The following is a 13775-nucleotide window of genomic DNA, read 5'->3' on the forward strand; positions in this document are numbered from 1 at the left end:
AGGATCATTCGTGCGAAGCATAAAAACACCGCGCTTTCTATGGAATGGTTTCTACCCTCATTATACCATATTAACGCGGTGATTTATTGAAGTTTTTGAATTTCTCAACAGCCTGATATTTGCAGGATGTTCGGCGAGCGGAGGCGAAAATGCTGGCGCTGAGTCGGTTATCTTGTGCAAAAAATAGGGCCGTCCCTAAGTCATTTATGACTTTCGGGACAGCCCTTTTTCACGCGTGATCGACGATCGCGATCGAATCACGCTTCGAATATCGCTTTTACAGCAGCAATGGCCTAACGCGAGACTTGCCCTGCCGGACTATTCCAGCCAAGCGTCAACCTTGTCGGCGTTCGCTTCGACCCAAGCTTTGGCCGCTTCCTCAGGCGATGCGCCTTCAACGATGTCGATCATGACGGCCGCCATATCGTCCGGCGTCCAGTTAAACTTGTCGAGGAAAGCGTAGGCTTCCGGCTGCGCGTCCTTCAGGCCGTTTCGCGCGACCGTATGAATCTGCTCGTCTTGGCCGTATACGCCCTTCGGATCTTCAAGGTATTTCAAATCCATCTTGGCGAACATCCAGTGCGGCGTCCAGCCGGTCAAGACAATCGGCTCTTGGCTTTTATAGGCGCTCTCCAGCGCTTGCGTCATGGCGGCGGAGGAACTCTCCAGCAGCGTCCACTTGTCCTTCAAGCCGTATTCGTCCAGCACGGACTCCGTCTTCATCATGAGGCCGGCGCCCGGCTCGATGCCGGTAATCGTGAAGTCGACGCCTTCCCCGACAGCCGGGTCGGTCAATTGCTCGATGCTGTTCACGTCCATATAGGCCGGAACGACAAGACCTAGCTTGGTACCCTCCAGGTTCGGTCCAAGGTCCTCCAGCTTGCCTTCGTTTTCCTTCAAATAAGACTCGTGCGTCGTCGGCAGCCACGCGGCTACCATCGCGTCCGCGCTGCCGTCCGCAATGCCTGACCACATCGGGCCGGCATCCACCTGAAGCATGTCGACCGTATAGCCGAGCCGCGATTCAAGCACTTCCTTTACGACATGCGTGCTCGCGATTTCGGAATCCCAAGCGACATAGGCTAGCTTGATTTCCTTTTTGGCATCTTTGCCGCCCGTACTCCCGTTATTGCCGTTGGCCGAGCAGCCTGCAAGCAGGGCCGCCACGAGTACGACAGCCGCGATTATAGATCCTTTTTTCATGTGGAATCTTCACTCCTTGTTGTTCAAAGTATGAAATTAAGCCTTGGAACGCTTGATCACTTGCTGCGTCAAACGGTCCAATATAATGGCAAGAATAACGATGGCGAGACCGGCTTCGAAGCCGATGCCCGTCTTCACCTGCGTTACTGCCCGGTAAACGGTAGCTCCTACGCCTTGAGCGCCGACCATCGACGCGATGACGACCATGGACAACGATAACATGATCGTCTGGTTTACGCCGGCCATGATCGTCGGCAGCGCGATCGGCAGCTGCAGCTTCACCAGCTTCTGCCCCGGCGTTGAGCCGAAGGCGTCCGCGGCTTCGACAAGCTCGGCCGGCACTTGGCGGATGCCGAGATTCGTGAGCCGGATCGTCGGCGGGATGGCGAAAATAATGGAGGAAATGACGCCGGGCACGACGCCCAAGCTGAAGAACGTGACGGCGGGCAGCAAATAGACGAATGCCGGCATCGTCTGCATGAAGTCGAGCACCGGCGTCAGAACCCGCTGCAGCCCGTTCGAGCGCGCGCTCAGAATGCCGAGCGGAATGCCGATCAGAATGGAGATGAACGCCGCGGTGAGCACAAGCGCCAGCGTCTGCATGGTTTGGCTCCACAGCTCCAAATTATCGATGACGAGCAGGCCGACCGCGGTGAATACGCCCATCTTCCACTTTCCGATATACCAAGCAAGAGCGGCGAACAAGACGATGACGGCCAGAGGCGGCAGCCAATCGAGCGCCGCGTTCAACCCTTCGACCGTGCTTCCGATGACGAGCTTGACGAAGTCGAACAGCGGTCCCAAATTGTTCTCTAGCCATTCCTCGAGCAGCTCAATCCAATCCGCGAGCGGGATTTTAGGCAGATTCATTGCGCGTTCCACCTCCATCCGATAAGGAGTTGGCGTTGCCGGCCAGCGCGGCCAGCACGGCTCCCTTGATGACGACGCCCTTCAGGCGTCCGCTTCCGTCGGTGACGGCTACCGGCAGCCTGGAATTGCCCATTAATTCAAACAATTCGTGAAGCAGCGCTTCCGGCGCGACGCAAGGCAATTCGCGCTGCATGGCTTCATCCAGCTTCCGGTTCTCCTTTACGGCGTTCGACGCATCTTCCGCCGTCACGATGCCGAGCAGCGTCATGGCTTTGTCGACCACGTACAGACTGGATACGCCCCGGTCCCGCATGAATTGCAGCGCGACGCGAGGACCTCTGTCCGGCGTAATCGTCTCTGCCTTATCCATGACATGCGCGGCCGTAAGCACCTTCGACAGGTCGACGTCTTCGACGAAACGTTCGACGTATTCGTTGGCGGGCTGCATCAGGATGTCCTCCGGCGTGCCGATTTGCACGATGCGGCCGTCCTTCATGAGCGCGATTCGATCGCCGATTCGGAGCGCTTCGTCAAGATCGTGCGTAATGAACACGATCGTTTTTTTCATCTTGCTTTGCAGTTCCAGCAGCTCATCCTGCATATCCTTGCGGATGAGCGGGTCGAGCGCGCTGAACGCTTCGTCCATGAGCAATATATCCGGATCGCTGGCGAGACCGCGAGCCAGCCCGACGCGCTGTTGCATGCCGCCGCTTAGCTGATCGGGATAACTGTTCTCCCAGCCTTTTAGTCCGACCAATTCGAGCGATCGCATCGCCATTTCCTTGCGCGTTTTTTTGTCGATTCCCTGCACCTCGAGTCCGTACTCCACGTTCTTGATAACCGTGCGGTGCGGGAACAACGCGAACTTTTGGAACACCATACCGATGTTTTTCCGACGGAACTCCCGAAGCTGCTCGGACGTCATCTTGCGCACATCCTGCCCTTCGAACAGCAGCTCGCCTTCCGTCGGCTCGATCAACCGATTGAGCAAACGAACGAGCGTCGACTTGCCGCTTCCCGACAAGCCCATAATGACGAAAATCTGACCCTGTTCAATCGTAAAATCCGCTTGATTGACGCCAACGGTCAGCTTCGTCTCCGCGAAAATCTTTTCCTTCGACCAACCTTTGCCGAGCAGTGGAATGGCCCTTTTCGGATCGTTGCCGAAAACTTTTGTTAGTTTTTTGGCTTCTATAATGGCCATGTGTAAGCCCCCTCTCTTGCCTCCCGTAGGAAAAATTCGACTCTTTAAGTGTAGTTGGATCGGATTGGTATGGTCAAAGCGGCTGAGCCTTCGTAAAATACGTACAGTTTTAACTTTACGAACTTTACATACGGAATACTCCGGATAACTCCGAAATGCTATCGGATCGCAGCCTTTACATGTCTATCCAATTATGCATACAATAACGTATGGTACTTGAAACAGCAGCTGCCGCTCCTTGGGAGGGAACTACAGATGAACGAACTAGCAGCACTTACGGACGAGCAACGGTCGAAGCTCCTTGGCACGCGCAGGCGAGTGGTGGAATCGATCGGCAAAAATATGGATTTATACGGGATTACGTTATCCATTGGACATTTATATGGCAATATGTACTTCAATCAGGGGCCCGTCACGCTGGACGAGATGAGCGAAACGATGGGAATGAGCAAGACGTCGATGAGCACCGGCATGCGGACGCTTCATGATTTGAAGATGATCAACAAGGTATGGGGCAAAGGCTCGCGCAAGGATCTGTACGAAGTCGAGCCGGACTGGCACCAGAACTTCGCCGATTTTTTCTCGATCAAGTGGAGGAAAGCGGTCGAGCAGAACATGAACGTCATGACAAGAACGTTAAAGGACATCGCGGGAATGATGGAGCAATACGAATCGGATGATGACTTCATGCAGGTGCTCCGGAACGATAAGGAGAAAATCGAGGATGCGCTAAGCTACTACAGATGGCTGGATCGCTTGATCGATTCGTTCGAGTCAGGCGAAATCTACGAGCTTATTCCGAAGGAACAATAAGATTGCGATTGGCCGCGGGGTTCCCCCGCGGTTATTTTTTTTGGCGCGATGTTGTGGTACGCTACATTTACATAATCTACATAGGGGAAAGGGACTGATCGCAGCGTGAAGAAACAGAACCTAACGATACCCGCGCTGATGGATAGGCCATCGCAGCCGATGCTGGTCTTGAACGGGCAGCTCGTGCTGCGGGACCGCGTCGTCCAAGGCTCGGTCGGGATCGTCGATGGGCGCATTCATTCGATATTCGAACATGAAGGAGGGGCAGACAAAGGGGAGTCGGAAGGCCAATCGGTTGCGCGGTTCCTCGAAACGTACTCCGAAGCGGTCGTCATCGACGCCGCGGAGAAATACGTGCTTCCCGGCTTGATCGACATCCACTGCGACGCCATCGAAAAAGAAGTGCAGCCGCGGCCGGGTACGTTGTTCCCGCTGGAGCTTGCGCTGCTCGAATTCGAGCGGAAGCTTCCGCTGCACGGCATTACGACGATGTATCATTCGTTGTCGCTCGGGGTAGGACTAAGCTTAAGAGGCGATCATCTGCTTACGGGAATGGTCGAGTTGATCGGGAAGTATAACGAGCGGCGATCCATGATCCGCAATTTGATTCATCTCCGGTTCGAGGTGTCGCATCATGCCGGCTTGCCTGTCGTGGAGCGATATATCCAAGAGGGCGCGATTCAATATTTGTCTTTCATGGACCATTCGCCAGGTTACGGACAATACCGCAAGCCGGGTTCGTTCGAGCGCTACGTGATGAAAAACCAGGGCGTAACCATGGATGAAGTAAAAATGATCGTTGACGAGCTGGCGGAACGGAGAAAAGCGGTCGATTCGGACCGGCTGCGCCGATTGGGATTGCTAGCGAGTGAGATTGGAATCGGCGTCGCATCCCATGACGACGACACGCCGGAGCAAGTCGATCGGTCCATTGGGCTCGGCGCGAACGTCAGCGAATTCCCGATTACGATGGAGACGGCGAAATATGCCGCGGGGAGAGGCATGAGCGTATGCGTCGGAGCGCCGAATATCGTGCGCGGTGTCTCGCATGACGGAAACCTTAGCGCTTCGGAAGCCATTCGCGAAGGGGCTGCGAATATCATATGTTCGGATTATCATCCTTCTTCCTTGTTATCGGCGATCTTCAAATTAGCGGAAGAAGGAACGGCCGATCTGCCCTTGGCTGTTCGTATGGCATCCCTTCATCCGGCGCAGGCGATGCGGATCGATGACCGGTTGGGTTCCATTGAGCAGGGCAAATCGGCCGATTTGATCGTCGTAGGCCGTTATGAAGGAATACCTTGGGTGTCGGATACAATCGTTGGCGGCACTCGGGTGTACGGAGCAGCCGTCCGCTATTAGCAGGTTACGATGGAGAAGGATTAGCGGCGCCAGCGCCGGCATCCGTATTCAGATGCTGATAAAGCGTGTCCACCAGATGCGTCTGCTCCGTCTGGCTCGATTGCTTCCAGATCATCTCGAATAGCACGCCAAGACCGGGCAGCGCCTTCTCGTCATGGTCGACCGAACCTTCGATGACTTCGGCCAGCTGTTCCTTGGAGTTGTCCTGCACGCGGTTCACGATGGCTTGTCGCAAGTCAATAATCGGATTCAAAAAAAAAACCTCCCGCCGGTTATCAGGTTGCGTTGCACGACTTACTATTCCCATGCCGGACGGGCTTCATCCAAGGGATCCATCGGTTTGTGGTATACTGGACGGAGCTTGGGATAGCGGTCGCCGATGCGGCGAGACGAACCATTATATTGTAGGAATAGGCAGGGAAATCGCATAATGAATCAACCATTTCACGCATTCATCAGTTCCGTTCAGAACGACCGGGTGAAAGGCTGGGCCTCGCTCCTGGACAAAAAAAACCGGGACAAAACAGGCCAATTTCTGATCGAAGGCGTTCATCTCATCCTGGAAGCGTTCAAATCCAGCGCGGCGGTTCGTACCGTCATTTATGATGACGATAGAGGGTTGCCGAAGGAGTTATCCGATATCGCGGAATCGCCGGAAGGGCTGGACGCTGAATGGATTCGGGCCGCTCGCCCCGTCATGGCGAAGTGCTCCGATACGGACACGCCTCCGCCTGTATTTGCGGTGGTCGATAAACTGCCGGATCGAACGGACGAGTTGTTCCGCGAAGGCAGCCTGGTCGTCGTGCTCGACGGGGTCCGCGATCCGGGCAACGTAGGCACGATCATCCGAAGCGCGGACGCGGTAGGCGCGGACGCCGTGCTGCTCGGCAAAGGCAGCGTCGATCTTTACAACCCTAAGGTCGTACGTTCCACGATGGGCTCGTTGTTCCATCTTCCGATCGTGGAAGCGGATTTGCTGCAAATGCTTCCGCAGGCGGGCGACCGCGGCATCAAGCTGGTCGGGACAAGCCTGCGGGCGGATCACAGCTGCTACGGCTACGACTGGAAGCAGCCGACTTGGCTGCTTATGGGCAACGAATCGAACGGCCTGTCGGCTTCCGTCCGCGAGCTTATGGACGAGTCGGTCATCATTCCGATGCGCGGGGAAGCGGAGTCGCTGAACGTCGCGATGGCGACGACCGTCCTGTTGTTCGAGGCGGCAAGGCAGAGGCAGATGTAAACAAGGCTGGCTCTGGCAGCTGCGTACGGTATTTTTAAGAAGAATAGGCGCCAAAAGGGCGTTTGGCAGGAACGACTTGCGAATCCATTCGCAGGTCTTTTTTTTCTCTTGGCCGGCATGTGCATTTCTACGATTCCTCCCTCCGCTATGCCTTCAACCCCGTAGAATTAGCTACACTGAAAGCGCTGTATCCATGCTATAGTACAAATAGTAGCGGGAGGTGCGACTTTGGGCAGATCGATGATGAATCCTTTGACGAAATTGAATATGAAGCAGCAGCTCATTTTGTTGTTTTTGGTCATGGTTAGTCCCGTGTTCCTGCTCCATTGGTACGGCAATTTGAAAGCCGAGGAGCTTCTCAAGGACCATGTGACAAACGCGTACGTGGAGCTGATCAAACAAAACCATGCGCTGATCAACCGCGATATCGATACGATCAATAAGGTGACGGCATCGATTATCCAGCATCCCGCGACGCAGAAGCTGGTGCCGAACGAGAACGACACGGTAATCGAACGTGTGAGGAAATACGATGCCGTCGACAAGCTGCTCGCTAGTCTGTCGATTCCAGTGAACGGCGGCGAAGCCGTTTATTATTCGCTTTATATATACGATCCGAACGATAATTATTTTTTCGCTCCGAAACGGCAGCTACTGGAGACGGGCGTTTATTTCTTCAACGACGAGACGAAGCCGGTTTGGTTCGACGAAGCCGTGAGGAGGAAGGGAAGCGGGTACATGGATTTGGTCGAAAGCAACCAGAACCTCGCGCGCATCCAGTCGCTTGCTTATATTCGCGCAGCCATCAACGTCGGCAACGGCGACCGCATGATCGGCGTGCTCGTCGCGACGAAGATGGACAAAAAGGTGCAGGAGGCGTTCGAATCCGTGTCGCTGCCGGAAGGCCATATGATGATGTTCACGGATTGGTCCGGCCGAATCCTAACCTCGACGAAGCCTGGCCTTAGCGGGAGGCTTGCCGAGCTGCCGCCGGAGGCGGGCTTCGATACGGACAAAGCGACCGCAGGAACCATAGATGCCATTACGAAAGACTCGATCTACGTGATCAATTACAACCGGCAGCTGGATCAGCGGCTTATCTATCAAATCCCGGTCAGCTCGCTTCTGAAGCAGCAAAATGAGCTGAAACGGATCATTCAGTTCATCACGGTTGCCTACATGCTGCTCGGCTGCGTATTCCTCGTCTACTTCTGGCGGTCGCTCATGACGCCGCTGCAGAAGCTGGCGCAGTTCGTCCGCACGTACGAGCCCGGTAAGCTAGTGCCTGAGACGCCGGGCAAGCGCAGGCACGACGAGGTCGGCGTGCTCATGGCGGCCATGTACGATATGGCGCGCAGGCTGAATGCCCTCATCCATTACAAGTACCATATGGACTTGAAGCAGAAGGAATCGCAGCTGCAGCTGCTCTACCAGCAGATCAACCCGCATCTCCTCTATAACACGCTGGAGAGCATCTATTGGAAGAGCACGCTGGAAGGCAATACGGAATCGTCTGAAATGATCAAAGAATTGTCGAAGCTGATGAGGATCGGGCTTAGCCGCGGAAGAGAACTGATCCGGCTCGAGGAGGAGCTGGAGCATGCGGGCGCGTACGTCAATCTGCAGCAGAAACGATATTCGTACGAGTTCAAAGTAATCTGGAACATTCCCGACGCCGTCAAGCAGATACGCATTCCGAAAATATCGCTGCAGCCGCTCATCGAGAACGCCATTATCCATGGCGTGAAGCTGATGGGCGACGATGGTGAGATCATCGTCTCGGCCGCGCTCGAAGGCGAGCGGGTGACGATCAAGGTTGAAGATAACGGCTACAAACAAGCCGACATCGCGGCTATCGAACGACTGCTCTACGAAGAGAAGGCGGATCATTCGCTCGGCTACGGCATCCGCAACATCCATCAACGGATCCAGCTTCATTTTGGCAATTTGTTCGGGCTCAGTTACCGCAGACGGGAAGAGGGCGGCACGGCGGCCATCCTCATGTTACCCGCGACCTTTGACGAACCCGCATCACCATAACCGGTAGACGACCGCCTCGCCAATAAGAAAGGATGGACAACATGTACAATATTCTCATCGTTGACGACGAGCCGCTTATATGCGAAGGGTTGACCCAGCTTCTATTCACCTCGGGCATCGACATCAATCATATTTACAATGCGAATAGCGGGTACGAAGCGCTGGACTACCTGCGCATGGAGGATATCGACCTTCTCGTCACGGACATTCAGATGGGCACGATGAGCGGCATCGAACTGATGCAGCAAGCCAAAATTATCAAACCTTGGGTAGAGGTTATCATAATTTCGGCGCATGAGACGTTCCAATACGCGCAACTCGCGATCCGGTTCGGCGCCAAGGATTATCTGATCAAGCCGCTTAGCAGCGAGCAATTCTTAAGCTCGGTGCGGCATGTGCTGCTTCATATCGACAAAACCGCCCGCGACCAGGATCAGCTTATGTCCGACCTTAGCGACAGCTTCCGTATGCGGGAACCATTGCCCGTAAGAACGGCGCTGCTGAACCGGCTGCTCGCTCGCGATGCGACGGATCGCGAAACGATCGTCGCCGAGCTGTCCAGGCAGCATGGGGTCGATCTTGGCGGGCCTTACTACGCGGTCATCAAAGTCAGGCTGGATCTGGAATCCGGAGGACGGGATATCTCGCAGAAGGACGGCCAGCTGCTTCAGTACGCGGTGCTCAATATCGCGGGCGAGCTGCTCGACAAGGAATGGGATCATCAATCGTTTTATGACGCGGACGGGACGGTATGCATCGTCATTCAGTGGGATGAGGCGCGTTACGGCGATTCGAGCGTCGACAAGGTGAACCAGCTCGAGATGATCGGCCGCAGCCTGCATTTTAACGTCCATAAGTTTCTTGGCTTCGGGTGCGTCGTCGGCATTAGCCAAATTTTGAAAGGCGCCGGTTTCCTCGGCGAGGTACACGAGCAAGCGAACAAGGCCATGTTATGGAGCCGTCAATTCAAGGACCATTACGTCTTCTACTACGGTGATTTCAAGTGGGGCGTCTATTCGGAAGAGGAGCCGACCGAGGACGAGATTACGGCCCAAAATAACCTGATCGTGGAGCGCTCCAGCAAATACATTCACCAGAACTATGCCCAGAAGGGGCTGACCTTGAACGAAATCGCGCAAAAAAACCATGTCAGCCCGAACTACCTCAGCTATTTGTTCAAGAAAAAGACGGGCTACAACCTATGGGAATACGTCATCAAGCTGCGGATGGAAGAGAGCAAGCGGCTTATTCTGAACACCGACCTGCGCCGTTATGAGATTTCCGAGCTGGTCGGCTATGAATCCCCGGAACATTTTAGCAAAATATTCAAAAAATACTTCGGGATGAGCCCAAGCGAGATGAAGAAGTAAGATCGCCTATCATCCGGATAGATACGCACATGTTCAAAAGGGGTCCCCCTTCTTACAATTAAAGATAGAACACAATTAATGAGGTTCAAAAAGTTCGGCTTTCAGCACCGAGAAGATTGGATGAAGCCGAGAACTGAGGAGCGGAGCGTAGCAGCGCTACGTGAGCACCGGAAGTTCCGGCTGAGTTCAAGATTCGATGTCGAGTAAGCATCTTGGCATACTTCGTGATCAAAGCCGGACTTTTTGAACTACCTATGAAGGAATGAGGGACCACTGCATGGAGCAAACAACGGCTGTTCCGGTAAGCAAGGCGAAGCCGCAGTCGCGGCGCGATGGGAAATTCAAAAGGTATATGTGGGGATACTTGTTCCTCTTGCCCGCTGTCGTGACGTTTACGCTGTTTTTATGGCTGCCGATTTTCAAAGGGGTATTAAACAGCTTCTACGTCGTCGACTTCGTCAAAGGCAACAGCTTCGCCGGATTCGACAATTACAAAACGATCTTCTCGGACCCGGATGTCATGGTTTCCGTGAAGAATACGCTTTATTACATGGGACTCGCGCTCGTTATCGGATTCTGGGTCCCGATCGTGATCGCGATCGGCATATCCGAAATGCGTAGATTCCAGGGTTTCGCCCGGGTAGCGGCTTATCTGCCTTATGTCGTGCCGTTCGTCGTCCTTTACGGCGTATGGAGATGGCTGTACGATCCGGTCGGTCCGATCAACGCCGTGCTGAAGGGTATCGGGATCGGGCAAATCAACTTCATGGTCGATCGAAGCTGGTCGATGATTTCCATCGTCATTATGGAGACTTGGCAGAGCTTCGGTTCCGCCATGCTTATTTATCTTGCCGCCATTCTGAGCGTGCCGCGGGATTGGTACGAAGCGGCGGAAATTGACGGAGCGGGCATTTGGAGCCGCATTCGCCACATTACGCTGCCGGCGATCCGGGGCCAGATTCTGCTGCTTCTGATGCTGCAGCTCATCGCGACGTCGCAAGCGTTTCAGACGCAATTCGCCATGCTGGACGGCGGGCCGAACAACGCCACGCTGACTTACGCGCTTCTTATCGTCAGGTATGCCTTCGTACGACTGGATTACGGCGTCGCCTCCGCCCTCGGGGTGCTCATGTTCCTTGCGCTGAGCATTCTCGCGATCGCACAATATCGAATTAACAACAGAGGGGGAGTCGGCCAATGAAATCGTTCGACCGCGGCATTATGTCCAGCTACGATCTGAAGAAGGGCAAAGTCAAGCTAGTTTACGCCCTTATGAATTTGCTTATCATCGCGATGATGTGCTGCATGGTATATCCGATTCTGATCTCCTTGTTCAACGGCCTGAAGCTGAACACCGAGGTCAATTCGTTCCCGCCGACCTTCCTGCCGAAGGAATGGCATTTCGAGAATTATACGAAAGCGTGGAATTACATCGATCTGCCGATGTATTTCAAAAATACGATGCTGCTGTTCGCCGGCAACATGGTCGTAACCGTGCTCGTGCTCGGGCTTGCCTCCTACTCGTTGTCCAAGATGCACGTGCCGTTCAAATCCGGCATCAGCTATTACTTCCTGATGACGTTGTTTATCCCGGCCACGACATACATGATACCGAATTTCATTAACTTAAAGGATCTGGGCCTCATGGGTTCGTTCGCAGCCGTCTGGCTGCCGGCCGGCGCCAACGCCTTTTTCCTTCTCCTGCTGAAGACGTTTATGGACGGCATCCATATGGAAATCTTCGAATCGGCCCGGATCGACGGCGCTTCCGAGCTGCGCTGTTTCTTCCAGATCGCGTTCCCGCTTTCGATTCCGATCTTCGCGACGTTGTCGATCTTCGTGTTCGCGACGGCTTGGAACGATTGGTTCTGGCCAAGCTTCATCCTGAGCCAAGAGAATAAGCCATTGTCGGCAGCGATCCGCGATTTTGTGCTCAATGCCCGCCGATTGGATTTGAATATTCGTTTCGCGATATTAACGATTGTCATGATTCCACCGGTTATTATTTTCTTGTTCTTCCAGAAATTCATATTAAGAGGATTATATCTCGGCGGAGTAAAGGGCTAATATTAGATGTTATGGAATTATGTAGTCGTTTAATTGAAACGTAAAACTGCACATGATCCGAATAGGAATACACATCGCCTATATGAATGTGCCTCCATTATGATGAGCATGTAAGCCAAAACATTCTATAACGAAGAGGGGATTAACAACATGCGTAAGTTCCAAGTGATGCTCGCGGTCGTTCTTACACTCACCATGATGCTCGCCGCATGCGGCAAGGGCAACAGCGGCGGCAACAATGCGCCAGGCAACGTGGATCCGACAGAGAAACCGACGGAGAACACAAGCACGGAAGCGCCGGCGGAAGACGACATCAAATCGAAGAAGGTATCCATCAGCATCTACTACCCGACGCCTGACCGCGTGGAAGATCGCGCATTGGAAGACGACAAGATCAAACGCTTCAACGAAGTGTATCCGAACGTCGAGATCATTAAGAGCGACTGGCAATACAATCCGAACGAAATCGGCATCAAGATGGGCGCGAACGAAGCGCCTACGCTGTTCAACACTTACGCGTCGGAGGGCAAGTTCCTGGCGGAGAAGGGCTGGGCGGCCGACATTACGGAAATCTTCAACAACTACCAGTTCAAAGATCAAATGAACCCTGTCCTTCAAGACCTGTTCACGGTGGACGGCAAAGTGTACGGCATCGCGCAGCGCGGTTACCCGACGGGCGTAGCCGTCAACAAAAAAATGCTCGACGCAAAAGGCGTAACGATCCCGGCGTTCGACTGGACTTGGGAAGATATGCTGAACACGGCGAAAGCGGTATCCGATCCTGGCGCGGGCATCTCCGGTATCGCGCCGATGGGCAAAGGCAACGAAGCGGGCTGGAACTGGACCAACTTCTTGTTCACGGCCGGCGGCGAAATCCAATCGGTAGACGGCGGCAAAGTAACGGCGACGTTCAACTCCGAAGCCGGCGTCAAAGCGCTTGACTACTACAACAAGCTGAAGTGGGAAGCAAATGCGATTCCACAAGACTGGGCGCTTGGATGGGGAGACGCGGTTGGCGCGTTCGCGCAAGGCAGAACGGCGATGGTTATCGCGGGTCCTGACGGTCCTGTCGACCAAGGCCTCAACCAAGGCGGCATGACGCCGGAAGACATTCTCGTGTATCCGATTCCGGCTTACGAGAAAGGCGGCAAACATTACGGCGTGCTCGGCGGCGACTTCCTGGTCATCAACCCGAACGCGACGAAAGACGAACAAGAAATCGCGTTCTATTACGCAACGTTCGACTACTTCTCCGACAAAGGACTGGAGTCGCTCGAGAAGAACATCCAAGCCCGCAAGACGGACAACAAATATTACGTGCCTGCGGTTCTGCAATACTTCAAATCCGATTCCGAATACGGCAAGAAGGTTATCGACCTGTTCAACAAATACGACAACGTGTACCAGTACGGTCAAGAGACGCTTGGCTTGATCGACGGCAAACCGGAGTCCCAGTACAACACGCAAGACTACTACGCGCAGATGACGAACGTCATCCAAGAGGTATTCTCCAAGCAAGGCGTCGACATGAAAGCGCAGCTGGATCTGACTGCGAAGTACGTGCAAGAGAAATTCTACGATACGATCAAACCGTAATCATTAGCCT

General features: G+C 54.1%; 12 protein-coding genes. 8 read left to right on the forward strand and 4 right to left on the reverse strand.

Annotated elements, in window-relative coordinates:
• Positions 1-318 precede the first annotated feature (318 nt).
• Genes RB620_RS12535 through RB620_RS12545 form a run of 3 tightly spaced genes read right to left on the reverse strand, consistent with a single transcriptional unit; the run spans position 319 to position 3277 of the window.
• Positions 319-1203, reverse strand: coding sequence for a glycine betaine ABC transporter substrate-binding protein (locus tag RB620_RS12535; RefSeq protein WP_308094780.1), 885 nt, complete (start codon positions 1201-1203; stop codon positions 319-321).
• Positions 1204-1239: 36 nt separating this feature from the next.
• Positions 1240-2073, reverse strand: coding sequence for an ABC transporter permease (locus RB620_RS12540; RefSeq protein WP_308094782.1), 834 nt, complete (start codon positions 2071-2073; stop codon positions 1240-1242).
• Positions 2060-3277 (reverse strand): quaternary amine ABC transporter ATP-binding protein, encoded by a 1218-nt coding sequence (locus RB620_RS12545; RefSeq protein WP_308094784.1) that lies wholly within the window; start codon positions 3275-3277, stop codon positions 2060-2062. Before RB620_RS12545 ends, RB620_RS12540 begins: the two co-directional genes overlap by 14 nt.
• 255 nt (positions 3278-3532) lie before the next feature.
• Between RB620_RS12545 and RB620_RS12550 the strand changes: the two genes are divergently transcribed.
• Both RB620_RS12550 and RB620_RS12555 read left to right on the forward strand, forming a co-directional pair.
• On the forward strand, positions 3533-4090 hold the full coding sequence (locus RB620_RS12550; protein WP_308094785.1) for a GbsR/MarR family transcriptional regulator: 558 nt from the start codon (positions 3533-3535) through the stop codon (positions 4088-4090).
• A gap of 105 nt (positions 4091-4195) precedes the next feature.
• Entirely contained in the window at positions 4196-5452 is a 1257-nt protein-coding gene (locus RB620_RS12555) for an alpha-D-ribose 1-methylphosphonate 5-triphosphate diphosphatase (RefSeq protein ID WP_308094787.1), read from the forward strand.
• 4 nt (positions 5453-5456) lie between these two features.
• Here RB620_RS12555 and sspI read toward each other — a convergent pair whose 3' ends face one another.
• Positions 5457-5705 (reverse strand): small acid-soluble spore protein SspI, encoded by a 249-nt coding sequence (gene sspI / locus RB620_RS12560; protein ID WP_308094788.1) that lies wholly within the window; start codon positions 5703-5705, stop codon positions 5457-5459.
• Positions 5706-5882: 177 nt separating this feature from the next.
• On the opposite strand from sspI, the gene RB620_RS12565 reads away from it, so the two are divergent.
• From RB620_RS12565 to RB620_RS12590, 6 genes are all read left to right on the forward strand, one after another.
• Positions 5883-6692, forward strand: coding sequence for a TrmH family RNA methyltransferase (locus tag RB620_RS12565; RefSeq protein WP_308094789.1), 810 nt, complete (start codon positions 5883-5885; stop codon positions 6690-6692).
• Positions 6693-6920: 228 nt separating this feature from the next.
• Positions 6921-8732 (forward strand): cache domain-containing sensor histidine kinase, encoded by a 1812-nt coding sequence (locus RB620_RS12570; RefSeq protein ID WP_308094790.1) that lies wholly within the window; start codon positions 6921-6923, stop codon positions 8730-8732.
• 41 nt (positions 8733-8773) lie between these two features.
• Positions 8774-10102, forward strand: coding sequence for a response regulator transcription factor (locus RB620_RS12575; protein WP_308094792.1), 1329 nt, complete (start codon positions 8774-8776; stop codon positions 10100-10102).
• A gap of 277 nt (positions 10103-10379) precedes the next feature.
• Entirely contained in the window at positions 10380-11303 is a 924-nt protein-coding gene (locus RB620_RS12580; RefSeq protein ID WP_308094793.1) for a carbohydrate ABC transporter permease, read from the forward strand.
• Positions 11300-12169 (forward strand): carbohydrate ABC transporter permease, encoded by an 870-nt coding sequence (locus tag RB620_RS12585; RefSeq protein ID WP_308094795.1) that lies wholly within the window; start codon positions 11300-11302, stop codon positions 12167-12169. Before RB620_RS12580 ends, RB620_RS12585 begins: the two co-directional genes overlap by 4 nt.
• A 150-nt stretch (positions 12170-12319) precedes the next feature.
• Positions 12320-13765: an ABC transporter substrate-binding protein gene (locus tag RB620_RS12590; protein ID WP_308094796.1), complete on the forward strand. Its 1446-nt coding sequence runs from the start codon at positions 12320-12322 to the stop codon at positions 13763-13765.
• Positions 13766-13775 lie beyond the last annotated feature (10 nt).

It is taken from the genome of Paenibacillus sp. LHD-117 (assembly GCF_030929555.1).
GTDB lineage: Bacteria > Bacillota > Bacilli > Paenibacillales > Paenibacillaceae > Pristimantibacillus.